This window comes from Marinococcus sp. LNHM5E3-2.1 (genome assembly GCF_056034365.1).
Window position 1 is genome coordinate 71,551 of sequence record NZ_JBQLIB010000001.1, and the last position, 20,418, is coordinate 91,968.

Here is a 20,418-nt window from a genome sequence, read left to right on the forward strand (position 1 = left end):
GCTCTTTTCAATGTATAAAGGAGGGATCCTTTTTATTTTTTTCTTTCATGAAAGCAATCAGCTCTACTGAAGGCACCGGCCGGCTGAAATAATATCCCTGGACGTAAGAGGTGCTGTACTGCTGCACAAATTCCAGCTGCGCGGCATTTTCCACTCCTTCCGTAACGACATCGAGATCAAGCTCTTCAATGAGGCGGTAAATGCCAGTTAAAAGCGTTGTATCAAAGGTCGTGGAAGGAATATGGCGTACAAAGCTGCGGTCGAGCTTTACCAGATTGATAGGAAGGTCGCGGAGGGAATGCAGTGAAGAGCTTCCCACCCCAAAATCATCGAGCGCAACTTTCACTCCGCGCTGCTGCAGCTGTGTAATAAAATCAATAGTCATTTGAGGATCATAATCGATATTGTCCTCTGTAATTTCCGCCCGCAGAAGATGAGGCGGAAAGCCTGTTTCTGCCAGCGCGCTATCAAGGGAGTCCATAAGATAATCAAGCGATTGAATCTGTATTTTAGACACATTAAAAGACAATTTGATGGAAGGGAAGCCGGAGTCTCTCCACTTTTGGGCTTCCTTAAGCGAAGAATGAATCACCCACGAGCCGACTTTGTGAATATCTCCTGTTTCTTCTAAAAGCGGTATGAACGTGGCGGGGGAAATGCTTCCGTAAACCGGATGTTTCCAGCGAAGAAGAGCTTCAGCCCCGTCCGCATTCTCGCATTCCGGCTCCATAATCGGTTGGAATTCCAGATAGAATTCTTCTTTTTCGAGAGCAAACATAATGTCGTTTCTTATTGCCAGAGAAAATTGATAATCATCATTAAGAGACAACTCATCATAAAAGACAATTCTGCTGTCTTTATTCTTTTTAGCCTCGTACATAGCGGTGTCGGCATGCTTTAAAAGAATGTCAAAGTTTTCCCCATCGTCAGGAAAAGAGCTCACCCCGGCACTGGCTGAAATAAACGTAGCTTTATCGTCAAAATAGTATTGTTTATTAAGAAAAGTCACGGCCTCTTCGAGTACGCCAGCGAGGTGTTCTCTGCTTTCGGCTGCTGTAACTACAACAAATTCGTCTCCCCCGAGGCGGGCGGTGATTGAATCAGGACCGGTAAACATGCTGTTTAACCTGGCGGCAGCCTGTCGGATTAATTCATCACCTGCCCTGTGCCCCCAGCTATCGTTAACTCGTTTAAACCCATCAAGGTCAAAAAATAGAACGAATGTGTTATTTTTATGGTTTTCAAGAAACCCTGGAAAAGCTTCCTGCACATAATGACGGTTATGCAGAGAGGTGAGGTGGTCTGTATATGCCATATGTGTAACTTCAAGGTGAGCGTATTCCGAACGCTCAAGCATATTGTTCATAGATTCCTCCAGCTCTTTTAATTCCCTGGCCGGCCGGTGTTTTAAAGAAACCCTGTGGGAAAGCAGATGATGGAGACGAATATGCTTCAACTGCTCTGATAAAGAAGTAATCGGTCTTTCCACAAGGAATTTAAACTGCGAGTATGTCAGTGCGAAATAGGCAAGCAGCAGAGCAAGCATGAAAAAAACCATTGTATTCACGGTATCGGAAAGTTCGGAGGAGTATACCCGGTCTTTCATTATCCCCAGCTGGAAAGCAGAACGGCCATCTGCGTTTTCAGCTGTCCAGGTGCCTTCGATAGTGTCCGCATCTTCAGAAATAATGGCCGTACCGGACGGTCCATTTCCTGGCTGCAGAGTGATCGGGAAGGAGAACAAGTCACCCACAGTATCTATATATCTGTCGTCAACTGTTTTTCCCATAACTAAATAACCATTAAAGTCTCCAGTCCCGTCGCTCGGCAGAATATGCTGAATAGAAAAATAATGGGCGCCGGAGCCGCTTCCAGTCAGAAAAGTCCGCTCATCCCCGGACTTCTGCAATTCTTTCTGTACTCCAGAGAGGAGCGAACGGCTTATATCTCCTTCTTCCTGGCTGTGCAGATCCACTTTTTTTTCGTAGACGGCTTCAAGCTCTTTATTAACGAACAGAATGATGTTTACGCCGTTGTTAATAAATGTATCATTCTGCAGATTTGTATGTATGTACTCTTCATGCTGGTCTGTCATAAACTGAAAAGAATCGTCCCAGGTGGCCCAGTCTTCATTTAAAGCGTGCATGGAAGTAATATCCTGTTCAACAGCTGCCTGGACCTGTCCAACATCCTCAAGGGCATTGTGCCGGTCAAAGCTATCGGCGTCCGCCATCAGCATCGGGTAAAAAATAAAAGCCATGACTGCGAGAAAAACGGCGATGCTGATAAGAGCATGAGCCTTGCCGTAAGATCCTATTCTCATTTCTTATCAACTCCTCCGCAGCTGATTGACTGCTCATTATTATATAAGTATCTCTGTTACATATATAATGACACAAAAGGCTGTATAAAGATATGTATTATTTGTGACTTTAGTCTTACAAAAAGACAGCTGCCGGAATTTCACCCGGCAGCTGTCTATATACAAATTATTGAAAAGAAAATCCGCGAGTTACTGGACGTCTTCGGCTAGTCGTTCTACTTCCTTCGCAGCGTTGAAATCTTTTTCGGTGACGCCGCCCTGATCTACAGTGGTAAAAGAAATAGTAATCTGGGTATGATCAATGGTAATTTTGGGATGGTGCTGCACATTTTCTGCATGCGCTGCCACCTCTTTAACAAACTCAATACCATCCAGATAATTAGAAAATTTATACTCCCGTACAATGGCCTTGTCCCCGTGATTATTCCATTTTGGCAGATTGCTAAGCTCGTTTTGAATTTCTTCTGCAGACATGATCATTGTTCCACGTTCCTTTCCTTATTGATGATTTTTTCTCTCCCGCCTCAAAGGGAGAGTAGTACACCTGAAAGAGCCCCCGGATTTTATAATTTCATCGTAGGACACTTCATGAACTATAAAACCGTATTCCCGTAATTGTTTGTTAACATGCATATTTTCCGGCAGTGAGATGACATGGCGGCGCCCGAGAGAGAATACATTAGTCCCCAGCCGGCTCTGTTCCTCCTCAGGTACAGAAATAATATTAAAATACTGCTTGACTGCTTCCAGACTCTCCGTGTCAAAGGCTGCTTCATAGGCAATAGCAGTAGCACTGTCCAAAATATTAAATATACAGTCCAGATGCAGATGGCGGTTATCGAAATGTACCGGTATAATCTGCTTATCAGGACACGCTTTCTGAAGTTCGTCCAGGCCTTCTTTAGATGTCCGGGAGCTTTGCCCGACAAAAAGAAGCTTCTCTGAAAGCATAACGTCCCCGCCTTCGATGGTGCCGCTTTTTAAATGTGTACACGGGCCGTAACGCTGTTCATACCAGTCCGCTAAAGCCGTGGTTTCTGCCGAACGAATAGAAGTACCCATATTTGATAAAAACAATTGATCATCAATCACAAACCCAATGTCCCGGGTGAAGACCTGTTCGGGGAGAGAAGCGGAGGCAGGCAGAAAATGTACAGAAGCGCCGAATTCCTGAATGACAGCTGTAAGCTGTTTATGCTGAAACACTGCTTTTTCTATATCGATATTGGCGGAAGCGTGCTGCTTCTGCATTTCATTTATTACTTCTTTGATAGCCATATGCCTGGGCTCGCACATGATAACATCGGCTAAAACAGAATATTCATCTTCAACATACGCAGTAATAGTGTTGGTCAAAAGAACCCGCTCCTTTTCTCTTTAAGCATACATTATACCAGACAAAACGACGGGAATTATGTATGCTTAACGGAAAGAAAAGAAAAGTTTTAAAAAAATTGTTGAGAAGAATTGACAAAAGGAATAAAATGAAGGGTAGTATAATTATGAAAAATCCTTACATATCAAGGGTTTTCGAGATAGATCGTCAGCGGGGCCGGAAATCAGCCGCTGGTTGTTTACAGAAAGAGAGGCACGAAGTATGTTTAAACGAATATTAATAGCCAACCGCGGCGAGATCGCAGTTCGCATTATAAGAGCCTGCCGGGAGCTTGGGATTGAAACTGTAGCCGTATATTCTGAAGCGGATAAGGATGCCCTCCATGTCCACATGGCAGACGAAGCTTACTGTGTGGGACCGTATGCTTCCTCAGAAAGCTACTTGAAAATGACTAATTTAATTTCCACTGCTTTAAAAACAGGAGCTGAAGCGATCCACCCGGGATACGGTTTTTTAGCAGAGAACGCTGAATTTGCCGAAATCTGTGCAGACCACGATATTACGTTTATCGGCCCTTCTCCGGAAGCTATCCGCCGGATGGGAACGAAGGACGTGGCAAGAGAAACAATGAGGGATGCAGGAGTACCGGTTGTGCCGGGAAGTAATGGATTGCTCGATGAAAATACGGATGTTCATGCACTTGCAGAAGAGATCGGTTATCCAGTGATGATCAAGGCTACTGCCGGCGGCGGCGGAAAAGGAATGCGGGCAGCTCATGCCGCTGAAGACCTGGACAAATGCATCCAGATGGCCCGTCAGGAAGCAGAGAGCTCCTTTGGTGACGCCGGAGTTTACATGGAGAAGCTGGTTGTGGAGCCAAGGCATATTGAAATTCAGGTTATGGCAGACAGTCATGGAAACGTTATCCATTTAGGAGAAAGAGACTGTTCGATCCAAAGACGCCACCAAAAGCTTGTAGAAGAAGCGCCTTCACCTGCTCTCGATGAAGAAACGAGAAAAGCAATGGGGGAAGCCGCCGTTCAGGCTGCAAAAGCAGTTGATTACTGCGGAGCGGGCACAGTGGAATTCCTTTTGGATGCCCATAAAAAGTTTTATTTTATGGAGATGAATACGAGAATTCAAGTGGAGCACCCCGTGACAGAGGAAGTGACCGGTGTTGATTTAATCAAAGAACAAATTTATGCAGCAGCCGGCCATGAACTGCAGGTGAAGCAGGATGAAATTGAAATTGAGGGATGGGCGATGGAATGCAGAATCAATGCAGAAAGTCCGGCAAAAAATTTCAGGCCTTCTCCTGGGAAACTTGAACTTTATCTGCCTCCAGGCGGATTGGGTGTACGGGTGGACAGTGCGATGTATACAGGGTTCAAAATTTCTCCCTACTACGATTCAATGGTAGCCAAGCTGATCGTCCGCGGGAAAAACAGAGAAGAAGTGATCGCCCGGATGAAGCGGGCGCTGCTTGAATTCGTCGTAGACGGAGTGGATACGACGATCCCGTTTCACTTGAAGCTTTTAAACCATGAAGATTTTATTTCCGGAAACTTTACTACAAACTTTTTGGACACCCATTCTATTATGGAAGAAGAAAGCAGTGTCTAGCATATAGGAAGGCGGAAGGATCGATGGCGACCAGATCGACAAAAAAGCGGATTACGGATGCAGCGTTGGAGCTGTTTGAAGAATTTGGCTTCCATGCGGTCACCGTCGATCGCATTGTGAAACAAAGCCATACATCCAAAGGCGGTTTTTATCACAATTTCACGTCCAAAGAAGAACTTTTGTACACTATTCATGAATCATTCATTACCTATGTGCTTACAAAGGCAGACGAAGTGCAGTCCAGATATGACACACCGGCCGAGCGGTTATATGAGGTAATACGCTCGTTTGTCCGTATGTTTGAAGTGTACCGTCCGCATGTAACAGTGTTTTATCAGGAAGGAAAGCACTTGTCTTCAGATTATTTCAAGCGGCTCGAAGCCAAACGGGATGAATACAAGAACACGATGTTTCAATTGGTCGAAAACGGTATTGAAGAAGGAGAGTTCCGAAAGGAGCTCCCAGTACCAATTACGTCGATGGCGATATTTGGAATGATGAACTGGACATACAAGTGGTACAAATCAAGCGGCCTGTACTCACTTCAGGATATCGCGAACATATTTGGCGATCTCGTGATGAATGCGGTCCTTACCGAAGAAGCCAGAAAACAGCAAAAGTACCAGCGTTTTTTCTTGAATTCAACGCATGTGTAAGTGTTTATTTTTGAGAGGAGAGAACCCTAATGTATTCCATTGAAGAAATCAAAGAGCTCATTCAGGCAGTGGACGAGTCCTCCGTTGGAGAGCTCGAGATCCGCAACGATATGAAAGAAAAGGTTACTATACGTAAAGAAGCAGCGATGCGTCCTGTGGCACAGCAGAGCGTCCAGCCGGCGCCGCAGCCAGCAGCCCAGCCCGCGCCGCAGCAGTCTGAAATGAAAAAGGAAGAAACGCCGGAAGACAACAGGGAAAAGGAAGCGGAGTCCAATTATTATGAAATTACATCACCGATGGTAGGCACGTTTTACCGCTCACCTTCACCGGAAGCAGGAGCTTATGTGGAAAAAGGAGCGGCGATTAAGCCGAACACCATCGTCTGCATCGTAGAGGCAATGAAGTTAATGAACGAGCTTGAAGCAGAGGTCACTGGAGAAATAGCAGAGATCTTAGTAGAAGACGGAGAGTTAGTAGAATACGGGCAGCCTCTTTTCCGGGTGAACCCTTCATAAATAATATGCTCCGGGACTGAGAAGCCCCGGAGCATATTTGTATCTGTTCAGGAAAAAGAAGCACCGATAAACATCAGAAGGACACTGCTGAAGCTGAGAACAAAAGGAACGTTTGCCATAAAGGAAAACCGTTGGTGCCAGAGGACGAACAGCTGGTCGAGCGTAAAAAACAGAACAGCAGCGAAAATGCCCATGAGTGCGATGTTCCAGTGCTGGGAAAAAACATAAACAAAAGCTCCGCCAATCATGTGCAGAACGAGGGAGACTTCGGGGATGCGCCTGAAGAAAAGGTTGGTGATCCAGTCTGAACAGATCGAAAGAATAGTGCCGTAAACAATAATTGGTACGAGGGAAAAAAAGCCATAGATCGTATAGCTGTGCATTAAATCAGCCAGGGTGCTGCCGCCGTTTGTCGTAAAGGGGAGGACAAAAGCCATAACAAACAAAAAGAGCGCCCAGACAGCCAGTGAGGTATGCAGTTTATTCATCAACGATCCCCCCTGAGGTATTTAAGTTTGTATTACCGCTTTCATATAGAACTAAACCCGTATATATGATTGAAGGGAAAAGCTTCTGTTTCTGATGGGAAGGGAGGATATGGTATGATAGGAAAGGAATTTTTAACGAAGGTACAAAGAAAGGATTAGACAATGATTTGGACAATAACTCCCTGGGTTTTTTATGTCATCTGCGCCATTGTTACACTAGTAATAGGAGGAGTGGCAGCGTATGCGCTGCACCGGGCTGGCGCTAACCGGTCAAAGCGGATAGAGCGGCTGCTCTCCCCGTTACTGGCTGTTTTTATGGTGGGATTATTTTTTTATTTGAGCTTCAGCTTTGCCGACCGCCTGCAGCCGGGGGAACAATTAATAACCTCAGACAGCCTTGAAGAAGCTCAGGAAACAAAAGCAATTATTCCCCTGGGTTCTTACGCGGTACTCGATAACGTGTATGCTTTCGGATATTATAAAAACGATCAGTGGGAGGGCAGTGATGTTCTCGTCCGTGTCCAGGTAACTGATGAAGAGGCATTTCTGGAATCGTACGAGCCTTATATAGCTGGAAATGGCCTGTTTTTTAACCATTCCCGCGTAGAGTTTGAAGAAGCATACGAGCAGGAATGGCGGGCACCCGCCCAGGAGGCCGAAAGCCGTCTGCTGAACGGGGAGAGCCTTGAGCTTGACGGAGTAACGATTGAAGCTGAGCATACAGAATAGTGTTCAAGGAGGAAAATAATCATGCGGATCGCAGCAGTAGAACAAAACGGCCATTCTTTTCTTGCCGGGTACGATGAAGAATTTGATGTGTATGTTGATTTAGAAATTGGCGAAGACGGGGATTTGAGAAAATGGCTCGAAGAAACCGTTAACGGAAAAGCACTGCTTGTAGAGCGGTGGAAGGACTATACAGAAAGCCGTCACCAATTCAAGACACATGCTGCCGAAAGTGTAAACGTGCTCCCGCCGGTTAACCGGGAAGGGCAGAACATTATCTGCATCGGAAAAAATTACGCTGATCACGCTGCTGAAATGGGGGCACAAAATGCTCCGGAGGCACCGCTGGTGTTTACAAAATCTTCTTCGTCATTAATCGCACACGGCGAAATGATAGAGCTGGACGAATCTTTCACAGAAGCTCTGGATTATGAAGGGGAAATAGCTGTCGTCATTGGAAAAGCGGGACGGCAGATTTCAAAAGAAAATGCAATGGATTATGTATTTGGGTACACCTTGTTCAACGATATCACTGCCCGGGACGTACAAAAGCGGCACCAGCAGTTCTTCCTTGGAAAAAGCGGGGACACGTATGGTCCAATCGGCCCGTATGTTACCGTCGGCCCCTCCGGCCAGCCGTCAGACTGGAAGCTCGAAACTTACGTAAATGGAGAAAAAAGACAGTCGGGCAGTATGTCGGATCTTATCTTTAATATTGAAGAGCTGATCGAACAGTTATCCAGGGGTATGACGCTCCGCCCGGGTGATGTTATTGCCACGGGTACACCGGCTGGTGTCGGCTCGGGGTTCAATCCTCCTAAGTATTTAAAGGACGGGGATGCTGTAGACGTTCATGTGAAGGCGATTGGTACGCTCTCCAATAAAGTAAAAAAATTATAGCCTATGCAATACCCGAACCATACTGCGCCTGAAGAAGTAAAAAGAGCGGGGCAGCGTGCAGAAACTGTTTGACGTCGATGCCAAGCCGGTCTGTCACTTTGTCGAGGCGGTATTTCAGCGTATTCCTGTGCAGGTGGAGCCTTTTGGCGGTGGCGCTGCTGTTTAAGTTTTCGAGGAAGAAAGTATAAAGAGTGTGCATTAATTCTTCATCCTGTTCGAGACCGCTTAGAGCATAATGGAAAAGTTCTTTTTTAGAGAACCGGGTACTTTCAACCATATGAATGCAGGGCAGCGCTTCAAATGGGGCAAAAGAGCGTCTGGAAGGCTGCTGCTCCTGAAGGAATGAAAACATCTCCTGTTCCTGCTGATAAATTAAACGAATATTTTCACTGCGGTAGACCTTTCTTCCGCAATAAACAGAAGCATCAACCATCGTGTCTCCCATTAGCAGGGTTGATAATTCCTGAGCCTCGAATACTTCCTCCTCGTCTGAGTTATCATCCGGGATAACAGCAAGAAGCTTTTCATCCCCGAGGACGGTAAGAATGACAGAGCGCTGGTAATATTCAAGAAGAGTATCGTAGATATCATTTTTCCAGCGGTAAAGGCTGGAGCCTTCAAGAAATAAAAAACGAAACGGACTGGGGATATGCTCAGGAAGCGTATCACTTTTTGCCTGAAGATAGGCCGCCCAGGGAGAGTCTTCCCGGCTCCCGGGGGATACGGGCGTGAGCACAGTTTCGAGCAGCTGCTTTTCCCGGATCGAGAGTGAATGAATGGGAATAGCCAATTGTGCACCATCCGGAAGCCTGTAATAAAGGTGTTGTTCCGGCTGGATGATTTCCTTCCATTGCTCCTGGGGCACTGCTTCTGGAAATAGCGAAATAATATCATTTTGCAAGCTGACCGCCTCCTATTCTTACATTATTGTATCAGACACGCATTATTCTAAGGTATAAGACTTTTAACGAATTGGCGCCAGGGTGATAGAATGAACCAGAAAGCTAAAATAGAAAGGATGAACGACATTGGCTTACGATTTAGAAGGAATCCGCCAGTTGGATGTAGACGAACTGAAAGAACAATATAATAACGGTAAAAAAACACCGATCATGATTGATATAAGAGAGCCGGGCGAATATGAAGAACGTCATATACCGGGTGTGCCTCTTCTTCCGATGAATCAGGTCCCTGAAGTGATCGATCAGTTTAAAAAAGATGAATCATACGTTTTTATCTGCCGAAGCGGTTCAAGAAGCCAGCATACGGCCCAGTATTTTCAGGACAATGGCATTGAAAATGTTTATAATTTTGCCGGTGGGATGCTCGCCTGGGATGAAGAAACGAATTCCGGCATGGAAAATCCGTTAAAGGACGTAAACGATTTATATAAAAAATAATCGCGAAGAAAGCTGCAGAGTAATTTCTGCAGCTTTTTTAATATAACAGCTATCATAATTCTCACTGAAAAAGCTGAATGCGTCTTCTTTTCTATAAAGATGAAGGGTTTAGTATTAATTGATTTGGGAAATAGCAAAAAAGAGCATTGAATACAGTTGATTGAGACAGGAGGCGTATGTATGCAGAAAAACAGTATTTTATGGACCGTATTGACAGCACTGATTGTTGGCGCAGCCGTTTATTTCCTTAAAGACGGAGAAACAAGAGCGCAGGTGAAAGATGTATCAAAACGAACAGCGGCTAAAGTAGGCGGCAAAACGAAAGAAGAAGAAGATAAAGAATTGAATGAAACTGTAGGTAACCCGAACCCTCAGGATTTTGAAGACAACAAAATGGTTTCTGAAGGTGCTCAATACTCTGTCCTTCATTACGAAGAAGCAGAGGAAAAAGAGGAAGAACCCCTCCGGACAGCAAAGGAAAAAGATGAAAAATAGGCAACGGAAAGACAGCTGTCGAAGTGCTTAATGCACGCAGCTGTCTTTTTATGTTCCTAAAGATGATTGAAGGAAATGGAAGGCTTCGGTCTTTTCAATAATTGCTTTACTGGGGTACAATATTCAGAGTGTACTACTATAACGGCTGTAAAGGATGGACTGGCATGATTACTATCGAAAAGCAAACGATCGCAGATATTCCCAGCCTGCATATTTCTAAACAGGCAGATAAACATCATCCGCAGCCGACGGTTTTATTCTGGCATGGCCTTGGCAGCAGTAAAGAGCAGAATCTTTCCTTCGCCTATTATTTGGCAGAAAGAGGGCTGCGGGTAGTGCTTCCGGATGCTCTTCATCACGGAGAACGTGAAGGCGATATGGACGCCGGCAGTAGAACCTATGCCTTTTGGGATATTGTCATGCAGGCGGTGGAGGAAACTGAAGCTCTGCTGAATGAAATGACTACATATGAATGGATTGACAGCGGCCGGGTGTATGTTTCCGGTACTTCTATGGGAGGAATCATTTCATGCGGAGCGCTCAAGTCCTTCGAGTGGATTCAGGGAGGCATGATCATGATGGGGTCGCCATCCTGGAAAGCAATGGCTGAAGAACAGATACGTTCATTAAAGAAAACGTCTGACTGGGAGCTCTCGGCACGTGAGGAGCAGGATTTGTTAGACAAACTGGCCACGTATGATCTTTCCCTTGATCCCGCTAAAGTGGAAGCAAAACCTATCTTTTTTTGGCATGGAAAAGAAGATGACGTTGTCCCTTATGAATTATCGTATCGCTTTTATGAACGTCTTCCGGATAGAACTTCAGCGGGGCAGGCCTATTATCTGCAGCAGGAAGCGGGTCATAAAGTAACGAGAGAAGGGATGATCGCAGCCTCAGAATGGGCCGCCTCCCGTATTTAAAGTAAACGTGCAGTAGAAAGGAGGACAACTATGCTTACAAGCCATTCATCTATCGTATCGGAAGTCATACGTGTCCTGGTTATCGTATTCGGGGCTTTGATTATGGCAGTCGGCCTGAACTTGTTTTTGGAGCCGGCAAATGTATTTGCGAGTGGAGCTACGGGGATTGCGCAGATTATTGCAGGCTTTCTTCCGCTTTCCACCGGCGTACTTTTGTTTCTGATCAATATACCGATTGCTATGCTCGGCTGGTTTAAAGTAGGACGGCTGTTTACGTTCTACAGCTTTTTGCACGTAGCGCTGACAACGTTTTTTCTTGATCTTATACCTATTACGGAACTTTCGGGAGACATTTTATTAAACAGTGTCTTTGGCGGGGCAATTACAGCTGCAGGAGCTGCCGTAGCCTTGAAGTGGGGGGCTTCTGCGGGCGGCCTGGATATTGTGGCCCTGGTGCTGGCACGTATGGGAGATCGTCCGGTCGGTACGTATTTCATGCTGCTGAACGGGGTCATCGTTATAGCAGCCGGCTTTCTGTACAACTGGGAAAGCTCTTTATACACCCTGGTAACACTGTATGTCGGATCAAGGGTCATAGATACTATTCACACACGACACGTAAAGCTTACAGCTTTAATCGTAACGAAAAACCCGGACGAGATGCGGGATGCCATTCATCAAAATCTGACAAGGGGGATCACACGGATTCCTGCCCGGGGAGGATTTGATGCAAGCGAAAAAGAAATATTAATGACAGTGATTACACGGTACGAAATGTACACGCTTCAGCAGGTGGTGCAGGAAGCAGATCCAGAGGCATTCACAAACATTATTAATACGACAACGGTGTTCGGGCTGTTCCGTAAAGACGACTAATCAAAATAAAAGTCGGGAAGTGAGAGAGATGGCCGTAAAAAAGTGGTTAGCTGCAGTACTGGTATGTTTCTGTATGCTCCCTGCCGCTGCGTGCGGCAGCGAACAGACTGCTCAAGAGCCTTCCGCCGGAAGTCAGGAAGCCTCAATGTCAAAAAATGATTGGGAGCTTGCCGGCACTCTGGACACTGAAAGCAACGCCTGGCATTTGGAATTTGAAAATACGGGCAGCGGAGAAATGAAGCTGGATTTCCCGGATGGCCAGGAAATAGAAGTTATTATTAAAGAAGAGGGCGTATCCGAACCAGTTTATATTTATTCGGAGGGAAAGGTGTTCACGCAGGCGGAGAAATCTGTGGAGATCAATGCCGGAAACATACGAAGGTGGGACGGAGAGCTTGATGCAGACCTTCTCGATCCTGAAAAGTCGTATCAGGCAGAATTCCGGATCCTTGCTGAAAATCTGGATACCCCGGCTCTGGAAACGTCCGACACCCCGTAAGAGCAGGAGCTGGCAAAGCTCCTGCTTTTTAGTATCAATAAATAAAAAAAGCAGCAAGAGAAAGCAGACCGATAGTACCGCAAATGATAGCAGTGAACCTTCCGCCTATAAAAGCGATCAAAAAGGCAATGCAGAGACCGAGCATGCCGAACCAGGCATCAGGAGGGGAACGCAGGGCTCCCGGAAGCAGAAGAGCTCCGAGCGCTGCATACGGAATGAGCTGGAGTGCCTGCTGCACGGAAACGGGCAGCCGGTTAATATTTAATGAAAAGAAAGGGACCACTCTCGTTACGTATGTAATAACGCCCATTCCAATGATTAAAAGAAGCATGTTCATGGCCGATCCCCCTTTTTCTGCTCAAAGGAACTGACATATACGACAATAATGACTGAGGCTGTCATTGCAGCTGGAATAGCCCATCCTGAAGAAAGCCAGATCCCAAGAAACGTGTTGATAGCTGCGCTTAAGCCAGCGGTGTAAAGGGCCATCCGGTATTTTAAAATTGCGGGAAACAATAGTGCGGCAAACAGGGCATATAAAGCAAAATCCATGCTGATCTGCAGATAACCGGGAAAGAAGGCGCCAAAATAATATCCGGCACATGAAAAAGCAACCCAGCTGATATATGCTGCCAAAAAGACTCCAATCCCGAAAAATACGGTCGTTTTATTCCTTCTGGAAGAGATCAACGCAAAGACTTCGTCTGTTAATCCAAATGCTAAAACCGCCTGTTTCCATTTAGAGTCTGAGAAAAGAGATTGTTTGGCAGAAGCGCTCATTAATAAATGCCGGATATTTATGAGAAACGTGGAAATCCAAGTACTGTATAAACCAGCCCCGGCAGTAATCAGCCCAATAGCCATATACTGGGCGGCACCGGAAAAAATGATAATACTCATAAGTGCTGTTTCAAATATGGACAGACCGCTGTTGGCACCAAGCAGACCAAACCCCAAAGCAGCAGGTACATAACCGGCGGCGATAGGAAGACCCTGCGTAAGGCCGTTGGCCCAGGAGTGTTCTAATGCAGCTGTATTACTCATAAGGGCCTCCTCTCTATTTAATCATATTTTACATTTGTATGTTATATTATACAACAGAGGTGAAAAAATGAAAGAATCAATCGGGAAAGAAATTGGCAAAACATTACGGCAGCTTCGCCATGAGCGTGGGTGGAGTCTGGATAGACTGTCTGAAGCAACAGGAGTAAGCAAACCGATGCTTGGACAGATTGAGCGCGGGGCATCGAATCCGACGATTACGACGATGTGGAAGATTGCAGAAGGGATGGGTGTAGGGTTTTCCGCATTTCTGCAGCAGCAGCGGCCGGACATTGAATTTGTTTCCGCTGATAAAGCTGCCTGGCTCGAAGGGGAGAACGGCTACGCAGTCCGGAATATTTTTTCCAAACACGAACAGGCTCCAGTCGAATGGTATGAATTTGTGCTGGCTCCTGGGGGAAGCCATTATTCTTCTGCCCACCCATTCGGAGTAGAGGAATACATTTTTGTGCACGAAGGGCAGATGGAGGTACAGACGAAAGAGGAAAGTAAACAATTAATGAAGCCGGGGGACGCGCTGCGTTTCCGGGCGGATCACTCTCACGCCTATATTAATACCGCTTCGGAAAAAGTCAAAGGCGTTCTTATGCTTTTTTATACCGCTTACCGGCAATAAAAAAAGCCTTCCCCCTCAAAGGGAAGACAGAACTTAAAAACGGAAGCCGTAACGCTTGGAAATAACGTCGTAAAAGCCGAGGGAATTATACAATGCTTTTGTGGCTGCGTTGTTCACTCCGGTTTCCAATTCAATGCCTTTGATGTCATTATGCTCTGCCCAGTAAATAATTTTTAACAGAAGCTTCTTGGCAATACCCCGGTTCCGGTACTGCTGATCCACGTAGAGATCATTCAGCCAGACATAATACCCTCCCTTTTCAAGACTGATGCCAATATTTAAAAAAGCAGCTCCGACAATCTGTTCCTCCGTTTCAGCTACAAAAATATGGGCGGTGGAGTCGGAATCAAGAGAAAGATCGATAGCCCGCTGCAGAAACCGGTAAGCATCCTTCATGCCGATGGAATCCATCTGCCCCATGAGCAGATCTGCTATTTGATTTCTCACGTACTGTTCGGTATCTGTAGGTACTTTATACACCTGCATCGTTGAACACATCCTTATTTAAAATCACGCATTTAATTTTTAAAAAGCACTGTGTCGTCCGCGGAAAGCTTTAACCGCTCTTCTAAATAATGGGCGATGCCGTCTTCTTCATTTGAACCAATGACTTCATTGGCCGCTGATTTTGTAGCTGTACTCGCATTTCCCATGGCAAGCCCGGTCCCAGCGGCTTCAAGCATTTCCAGATCATTATCCTCATCCCCGAAAGCAATTACATCCTCCATTGAGAGCCCCGCATAGGCAGCGACTTTTTCGAGGCCGTTTGCTTTGTGATTTCCCTTTTTTATTATTTCAATCATATGGTGAGGCTCTCCCCACGAGCGCTGATGCATGCCCTTGGCTTCACTGGATGAGAGCAGATCCTGCAGGCGTTCTGCTGTCCCTTCCTGTGGATACACGAGCAGGGAAGTAGGAGAGTTCGGAAGCACTTTTTCAAGTCTTCCGGCTCCGGTTACCGGTCCCTGGAAAGCCAGAAGATCAATAAAGGATTCATCATGCTCATCCATGTACACGTCATCGAGAACTTCAGCAAGCATGTTTTGGACATTTAGCTTGCGGCAGGTCTCAATCACTGTCCTGGCAAGATCCAGGTCAAGCGGTTCATGGAAAGAGCGGAAAGAGCGATCGGCCGGATGATGAACATAGGCTCCGTTGAAATTAACGATAGGCGTGGAAAGGCCGAGCTGCTGGTAGTACATTTTACTGGCGCGGTATGGTCTGCCGGTAGCGATAGCTATTGTATGCCCGGCTTGTTTAGCCTGCTGGATTACTTTCCAGGTCTTTGTGGAAATTGTTTTATCATCTTTTAAAAGCGTCCCGTCTAGATCAAGAGCTATCAAATGTTTTTTCATAAAAACCTCTTCTTTCCTGGTGGAAATATAAATGCGTCTGTACGACTGTATAGAAACAGCGTCTTTCACGATCCGCTCTTTATTTTACTGGAACAAAAGCAAAAAGAAAAGAAAAGGAATACCTGCCACGTGATAAAAAAGATGAAAGCATTCTACTCATTTATACATCAATTGTACATTTTCATACATAAACTATATTCCCCGGAAAAAGGCTGAACAATTAGAAAAAGCTTAATAAACTCAGCTTATGACGGAAATGAAAAAATATGAAGAAAAAATAAAAATACAGTTGCATTAATATATATTCAGACTTATAATAATCACCAGAACATATTGTATAAAGATAAATAGAGGTGCAACTTTATGAATACAGCTATTATTGGAGCAACTGGCTACGGAGGAGTGGAGTTAATACGCATGCTGGCCCAGCATCGCGGCGTTGAACAAATAGATGTTTACTCCTCCTCGAAGCAAAATACGAAGCTTTCTGATATGTATCCGCATATGAAAGATTTATATAATGAAATTCTGAAGCCGCTTGAGGCGGCTGACTGGTCAGCATATGATGTTGTATTTCTTTCCACGCCGCCCGGTATATCAGCGGAATGGAGCGAAGCTATTGCAGCACACACGAGGGTGATTGATTTGTCCGGGGATCTCCGGCTGAAGAACGCAGGAACTTACGAACAGTGGTACCAGCGTCAAAGCGCACCGGAATCCCTGCTTCAGGAAGCCGTCTATGGTTTGACGGAATGGAACAGAAACGAAGTGGCAGAAGCTTCTCTATTGTCAAATCCGGGATGCTATCCGACAGCAGTGCTTCTTGGCCTTCTGCCGCTGGTGGATAAGGACGTGATTGATCCTTCGAATATCATCATTGATGCAAAAACAGGCACTACAGGAGCGGGTCGGACGCCATCAGCGGTCACTCATTTCAGTGAAATGGATGGGAATTTTAAAATTTATAAAGTGAATGAGCATAAGCACACACCAGAGATCGAACAGGCACTGGACATGCATACAGGTGGAAATCACCCCGTTACGTTCAGCCCTCACCTGGTGCCGATGACGAGGGGGATTTTAGCTACTATGTATATGCCGCTTACCGAAGGGACGAAAAGCGGTCATATCGAAGAGCTGCTTCATCAGGCATATGACAAGGAGCCTTTCGTTAGAATACGGGGAGAAAAAGCATTTCCAGCAACTAAAGAAGTATATGGAAGTAATTTTTGCGATATCGGCTGGACAGTGGACGAGCGTACCAACCGGCTGACGGTGGTTTCAGTAATTGATAACTTAGTTAAAGGCGCCTCGGGGCAGGCGATACAAAATATGAATGTGATGCTGGGAGCAGATGAGAAGGAAGGAATTTCTCAGCTTCCGGTTTATCCATAAGAAAGGAAGAAAAATCATGGTAGAGGCATCGACAACAGAGCAGGTAATAGAAGTATCGGGAGGAAGCATTTTAAGTCCTGCCGGTTTCTCCGCAGCGGGTATTCATACAAAGGTCAAAAGAAAAAGAAAAGATCTCGGAGCTATTATTTGTGACGTGCCAGCGTCGAGTGCCGCTGTATATACGTTGAATAAAATCCAGGCAGCACCGCTGCAGGTGACGAAAGAAAGCATTGCCAAAGAGGGAAAGCTTCGGGCAATCGTCGTCAATAGCGGGAACGCCAATTCATGTACAGGAAGACAGGGGCTCGAGGATGCCTATACCATGAGAAAAAACAGTGCCGAAAAATTCGGTCTGCCGGAACATCAGGTAGCGGTCACTTCTACCGGTGTGATCGGCGAAGCGATGCCGATGGAGAAAATAAATGAAGGCATTGCCCACCTCGAGCCGGAAACCGGATTCGAACGGGCGCAGGATTTTAATGAAGCAATCATGACGACGGATGTTGCTGGAAAGCACGCATGCTTTCAGACATGGGTGGACAATAAAGCAGTGTTTATCGGAGGCGTAGCGAAAGGCTCCGGAATGATACATCCAAACATGGCTACAATGCTAGGATTTGTAACGACGGACGCTGCCATTGAGCCCGCTCATCTGCAGACGGCGCTTTCAGAAATAACGAACAAAACGTTTAACCGGATCACGATTGACGGCGATACCTCAACGAATGACATGGTAGTCGTCATGGCGAGCGGCAAGGCGGAAAACAGCCCGCTGCACCCCGGTCACCCTGATTGGAACGCGTTCGTTACCGGATTGAAGGAGACATGTGAATCCCTTTCGAAAAAGATCGCGAGAGACGGGGAAGGGGCCACCAAGCTGATCGAAGTGAAGGTCGAAGGTGCTGCTACAGATGAAGAAGCCGGCCAGGCAGCCAAGCAGATTGTCGGATCAGACCTGGTGAAAACCGCTGTATACGGCACAGACGCCAACTGGGGACGGGTGATTGTCGCTCTCGGTTACAGTGAAGTAGAGCTTGATCCGGATACGGTGGATATATCCGTAGGACCGATAGAAACCTTGAAAGCAAGCACTCCAGTGCATTTTTCCGAAGAGGATGCAAAAGCGTATCTGGAAAATGACACGGTGGAGATAACGGTGAACCTCCACGTGGGCAATGGAAGCGGCAAAGCATGGGGATGCGACCTGACGTATGATTATGTAAGAATTAACGCCGGATACCGGACGTAGGGAAAGAAGGAGGAGAAGAGCATGAACAGCATCACTGTAGTCAAATGCGGCGGTTCCACGGTAAACAAACTAACAGCTGAGTTTTTCAAAAGTATAGCTGCGATGAAAGAAAAAGGCATGAATCCGGTGCTTGTGCATGGGGGAGGCCCTGAAATCAACCGTATGCTTGAACAGATGCAGATTGAGTGTGAGTTCGTAAACGGGCTGCGAAAAACAACGCCCGAGGTGCTTGAAGTAGCAGAAATGATTCTCTCCGGAAAAGTGAATAAATGTCTCGTTTCCTCCCTTCAGTCCGCCGGTGCTCCGGCTTTTGGCATGTCCGGTATTGACGGAGGGCTTCTGGAAGCAGAACAGGTGGAGGATCAGAATCTCGGGCTCGTCGGCAACGTCGTAAACGTTAATACCTCCTGCATACACTCTATGCTGGAAAGCGGATTCGTTCCGGTGATCGCTCCTATTGCAGCGGATAAAAACGGAAAAAAATTAAATGTGAATGCTGATGCGGCTGCCTCGGCTGTCGCACAGGCAGTAGGCGCAAAAGAGCTTCTGTTTATTACAGATGTTGAAGGTGTGCTTATTGACGGGAGCAAAGCTGACTATATTCATGTAGAAAAGCTCGAGCAGCACATTCACGATGGAGAAATTTACGGCGGAATGATACCGAAAGTCCAGGCGGCAGCAGCAAGCCTGACCGGGGATTTAGAAAAGGTCGTTATTGCTGGTGCGGACGGACATACAGACGAAGCAGAAGGAAAGCTGAAGGGAACAGCAATCATAAGAGAACAGGTCCAGGCTCCGTCCCTGACTTGAAAGGAGGAGAACCATGCAGCAGACAGAACAGAAATCACATCTATTCGAAACGTATAAAAGATGGGAACTCACTTTTTCGCATGCGGAAGGCTGTACCGTAACGGATAAGGAGGGTGAAGAATACACGGACTTAATGGCTGGCATTAGCGTTGTCAACCTTGGCCACGGTGATCCCGATGTGATAAAGCATGTAGAGAAACAGCTGCACGCTGGATGGCACGGTTCCAATTTTTTTCAATATGAACAGCAGGAGCGTGCTGCAGAGCTTTTGACGAAGCTTACAGGCTTAGATCTTGTATTTTTTGCAAACAGCGGGACGGAGGCAAATGAAGCAGCTATAAAGTGCGCGAGAAAATATACCGGGCGTACGAAAATCCAAAGCTTTGTCCAGTCTTTTCACGGGCGGACATACGGAAGCATGGCAGCAACCGGCCAGGATGCCATTCATCAAGGCTTCGGCCGCATGCTCGAAGACTTTGAATATTTACCGTATAACGATGTGAATGCACTGGAGAAGGCTGTGGATGAAAACACCGCGGCAATTATGCTTGAACCGGTGCAGGGAGAGGGCGGTGTCATTCCGGGAGACCCGGCATTTATTCAAAAAGCCGCGGAGGTTGCCAGGCAGCACGGAGCGCTGCTGATAGTAGACGAAGTACAGACTGGCCTGGGACGAACCGGTACGATGTTTGCCTATGAGCAGGCAGGCGTGGATCCTGATATTGTAACAACGGCAAAGGCTCTTGGTAACGGATTTCCGGTAGGAGCGATGATCGGCAAAGGATATTTACAGGAAGCCTTCGGACCCGGTTCGCACGGCTCCACATTTGGCGGAAATCCGCTGGCTATGGCTGCTGTAGAAGGGACGCTCCAGAAGCTTATCAGTATCAACGCCCCGAAGATGGCAGCAGAAAAGGGAAACTTTTTCACGAAGCTTCTTGAAGAAAAAATCTCCTCCCTGCCCGTGGTGAAAGAAATACGCGGCCCAGGACTTATGATCGGCATAGAGCTTACCGACAGCGCGGCACCTTACGTGCTCGCCATGCAGAAAAAAGGATTTCTGCTGATTGCTGCAGGACCTAACACGCTGAGACTTCTGCCGCCGCTGACAATTTCGCACAATGACTTGGAAAAAGCCGCAGCAGCACTAACAGAAGTGCTTGAAAAATAAAAA

The 20,418-nt window shown here is 46.4% G+C and carries 24 protein-coding genes; 15 read left to right on the top strand and 9 right to left on the bottom strand.

What is annotated here, in order from left to right; all coding sequences use genetic code 11:
- Positions 1–7: 7 nt before the first annotated feature.
- The 3 genes from ACTRXH_RS00375 to ACTRXH_RS00385 form a co-directional block, all read right to left on the bottom strand.
- On the bottom strand, positions 8–2,323 hold the full coding sequence (locus tag ACTRXH_RS00375) for a bifunctional diguanylate cyclase/phosphodiesterase (protein ID WP_474279985.1): 2,316 nt from the start codon (positions 2,321–2,323) through the stop codon (positions 8–10).
- A 189-nt stretch (positions 2,324–2,512) separates the two neighbouring features.
- Positions 2,513–2,803: a 4a-hydroxytetrahydrobiopterin dehydratase gene (locus ACTRXH_RS00380; RefSeq protein ID WP_474279987.1), complete on the bottom strand. Its 291-nt coding sequence runs from the start codon at positions 2,801–2,803 to the stop codon at positions 2,513–2,515.
- Positions 2,804–2,821: 18 nt separating this feature from the next.
- Positions 2,822–3,679, bottom strand: a complete 858-nt coding sequence (locus tag ACTRXH_RS00385; protein ID WP_474279220.1) for a dimethylarginine dimethylaminohydrolase family protein — start codon at positions 3,677–3,679, stop codon at positions 2,822–2,824.
- A 241-nt stretch (positions 3,680–3,920) separates the two neighbouring features.
- Here ACTRXH_RS00385 and accC point away from each other — a divergent pair, with 241 nt between their 5' ends.
- From accC to accB, 3 genes are read left to right on the top strand one after another with little or no spacing between them, the layout of a single operon-like run.
- Entirely contained in the window at positions 3,921–5,282 is a 1,362-nt protein-coding gene (gene accC / locus ACTRXH_RS00390; protein ID WP_474262010.1) for an acetyl-CoA carboxylase biotin carboxylase subunit, read from the top strand.
- A gap of 23 nt (positions 5,283–5,305) precedes the next feature.
- Positions 5,306–5,938, top strand: a complete 633-nt coding sequence (locus ACTRXH_RS00395; RefSeq protein WP_474262011.1) for a TetR/AcrR family transcriptional regulator — start codon at positions 5,306–5,308, stop codon at positions 5,936–5,938.
- Positions 5,939–5,967: 29 nt separating this feature from the next.
- Positions 5,968–6,453: an acetyl-CoA carboxylase biotin carboxyl carrier protein gene (gene accB / locus ACTRXH_RS00400; protein ID WP_474262012.1), complete on the top strand. Its 486-nt coding sequence runs from the start codon at positions 5,968–5,970 to the stop codon at positions 6,451–6,453.
- Between the two features lie 47 nt (positions 6,454–6,500).
- Here accB and ACTRXH_RS00405 read toward each other — a convergent pair whose 3' ends face one another.
- On the bottom strand, positions 6,501–6,941 hold the full coding sequence (locus ACTRXH_RS00405; RefSeq protein WP_474262013.1) for a hypothetical protein: 441 nt from the start codon (positions 6,939–6,941) through the stop codon (positions 6,501–6,503).
- Between the two features lie 162 nt (positions 6,942–7,103).
- Between ACTRXH_RS00405 and ACTRXH_RS00410 the strand changes: the two genes are divergently transcribed.
- A complete protein-coding gene (locus ACTRXH_RS00410; protein WP_474279989.1) occupies positions 7,104–7,670 on the top strand; it encodes a hypothetical protein in 567 nt (188 codons plus the stop codon).
- A 21-nt stretch (positions 7,671–7,691) separates the two neighbouring features.
- On the top strand, positions 7,692–8,567 hold the full coding sequence (locus tag ACTRXH_RS00415; protein WP_474279218.1) for a fumarylacetoacetate hydrolase family protein: 876 nt from the start codon (positions 7,692–7,694) through the stop codon (positions 8,565–8,567).
- A gap of 1 nt (position 8,568) precedes the next feature.
- On the opposite strand, the gene ACTRXH_RS00420 is transcribed toward ACTRXH_RS00415, so the two are convergent.
- Positions 8,569–9,468 (bottom strand): PucR family transcriptional regulator, encoded by a 900-nt coding sequence (locus ACTRXH_RS00420; RefSeq protein ID WP_474279991.1) that lies wholly within the window; start codon positions 9,466–9,468, stop codon positions 8,569–8,571.
- Positions 9,469–9,595: 127 nt separating this feature from the next.
- On the opposite strand from ACTRXH_RS00420, the gene ACTRXH_RS00425 reads away from it, so the two are divergent.
- From ACTRXH_RS00425 to ACTRXH_RS00445, 5 genes are all read left to right on the top strand, one after another.
- A complete protein-coding gene (locus ACTRXH_RS00425; protein WP_474262017.1) occupies positions 9,596–9,967 on the top strand; it encodes a rhodanese-like domain-containing protein in 372 nt (123 codons plus the stop codon).
- A 180-nt stretch (positions 9,968–10,147) separates the two neighbouring features.
- A complete protein-coding gene (locus ACTRXH_RS00430) occupies positions 10,148–10,462 on the top strand; it encodes a hypothetical protein (RefSeq protein WP_022793220.1) in 315 nt (104 codons plus the stop codon).
- 164 nt (positions 10,463–10,626) lie between these two features.
- Positions 10,627–11,382, top strand: coding sequence for an alpha/beta fold hydrolase (locus tag ACTRXH_RS00435; RefSeq protein ID WP_474279214.1), 756 nt, complete (start codon positions 10,627–10,629; stop codon positions 11,380–11,382).
- Between the two features lie 30 nt (positions 11,383–11,412).
- Positions 11,413–12,258 (top strand): YitT family protein, encoded by an 846-nt coding sequence (locus tag ACTRXH_RS00440; protein WP_322526440.1) that lies wholly within the window; start codon positions 11,413–11,415, stop codon positions 12,256–12,258.
- A 28-nt stretch (positions 12,259–12,286) separates the two neighbouring features.
- On the top strand, positions 12,287–12,757 hold the full coding sequence (locus ACTRXH_RS00445) for a BsuPI-related putative proteinase inhibitor (RefSeq protein WP_474279993.1): 471 nt from the start codon (positions 12,287–12,289) through the stop codon (positions 12,755–12,757).
- A gap of 34 nt (positions 12,758–12,791) precedes the next feature.
- Here the strand turns inward: ACTRXH_RS00445 and ACTRXH_RS00450 are convergent, their stop codons facing one another.
- Both ACTRXH_RS00450 and ACTRXH_RS00455 read right to left on the bottom strand, forming a co-directional pair.
- Complete coding sequence (locus tag ACTRXH_RS00450; protein ID WP_462865454.1) at positions 12,792–13,094, bottom strand: AzlD domain-containing protein; 303 nt, start codon at positions 13,092–13,094, stop codon at positions 12,792–12,794.
- On the bottom strand, positions 13,091–13,801 hold the full coding sequence (locus ACTRXH_RS00455; RefSeq protein ID WP_474279995.1) for an AzlC family ABC transporter permease: 711 nt from the start codon (positions 13,799–13,801) through the stop codon (positions 13,091–13,093). Before ACTRXH_RS00455 ends, ACTRXH_RS00450 begins: the two co-directional genes overlap by 4 nt.
- 67 nt (positions 13,802–13,868) lie before the next feature.
- On the opposite strand from ACTRXH_RS00455, the gene ACTRXH_RS00460 reads away from it, so the two are divergent.
- On the top strand, positions 13,869–14,435 hold the full coding sequence (locus ACTRXH_RS00460) for a helix-turn-helix domain-containing protein (RefSeq protein WP_474279997.1): 567 nt from the start codon (positions 13,869–13,871) through the stop codon (positions 14,433–14,435).
- Positions 14,436–14,468: 33 nt separating this feature from the next.
- Here ACTRXH_RS00460 and ACTRXH_RS00465 read toward each other — a convergent pair whose 3' ends face one another.
- Both ACTRXH_RS00465 and ACTRXH_RS00470 read right to left on the bottom strand, forming a co-directional pair.
- Complete coding sequence (locus ACTRXH_RS00465; protein WP_022793227.1) at positions 14,469–14,921, bottom strand: GNAT family N-acetyltransferase; 453 nt, start codon at positions 14,919–14,921, stop codon at positions 14,469–14,471.
- 32 nt (positions 14,922–14,953) lie between these two features.
- Positions 14,954–15,790: a Cof-type HAD-IIB family hydrolase gene (locus ACTRXH_RS00470; RefSeq protein WP_474279999.1), complete on the bottom strand. Its 837-nt coding sequence runs from the start codon at positions 15,788–15,790 to the stop codon at positions 14,954–14,956.
- 363 nt (positions 15,791–16,153) lie between these two features.
- Here ACTRXH_RS00470 and argC point away from each other — a divergent pair, with 363 nt between their 5' ends.
- From argC to ACTRXH_RS00490, 4 genes are read left to right on the top strand one after another with little or no spacing between them, the layout of a single operon-like run.
- Positions 16,154–17,185 (top strand): N-acetyl-gamma-glutamyl-phosphate reductase, encoded by a 1,032-nt coding sequence (argC, locus tag ACTRXH_RS00475; protein ID WP_474262024.1) that lies wholly within the window; start codon positions 16,154–16,156, stop codon positions 17,183–17,185.
- Between the two features lie 16 nt (positions 17,186–17,201).
- Positions 17,202–18,434 carry a bifunctional glutamate N-acetyltransferase/amino-acid acetyltransferase ArgJ gene (gene argJ / locus ACTRXH_RS00480; protein WP_474280001.1) on the top strand — a complete coding sequence of 411 codons (1,233 nt, stop codon included), beginning with the start codon at positions 17,202–17,204 and terminating at the stop codon, positions 18,432–18,434.
- A gap of 21 nt (positions 18,435–18,455) precedes the next feature.
- Positions 18,456–19,244 (top strand): acetylglutamate kinase, encoded by a 789-nt coding sequence (gene argB, locus ACTRXH_RS00485; RefSeq protein WP_474262026.1) that lies wholly within the window; start codon positions 18,456–18,458, stop codon positions 19,242–19,244.
- 13 nt (positions 19,245–19,257) lie between these two features.
- On the top strand, positions 19,258–20,415 hold the full coding sequence (locus tag ACTRXH_RS00490) for an acetylornithine transaminase (protein ID WP_474280003.1): 1,158 nt from the start codon (positions 19,258–19,260) through the stop codon (positions 20,413–20,415).
- Positions 20,416–20,418: the final 3 nt, after the last annotated feature.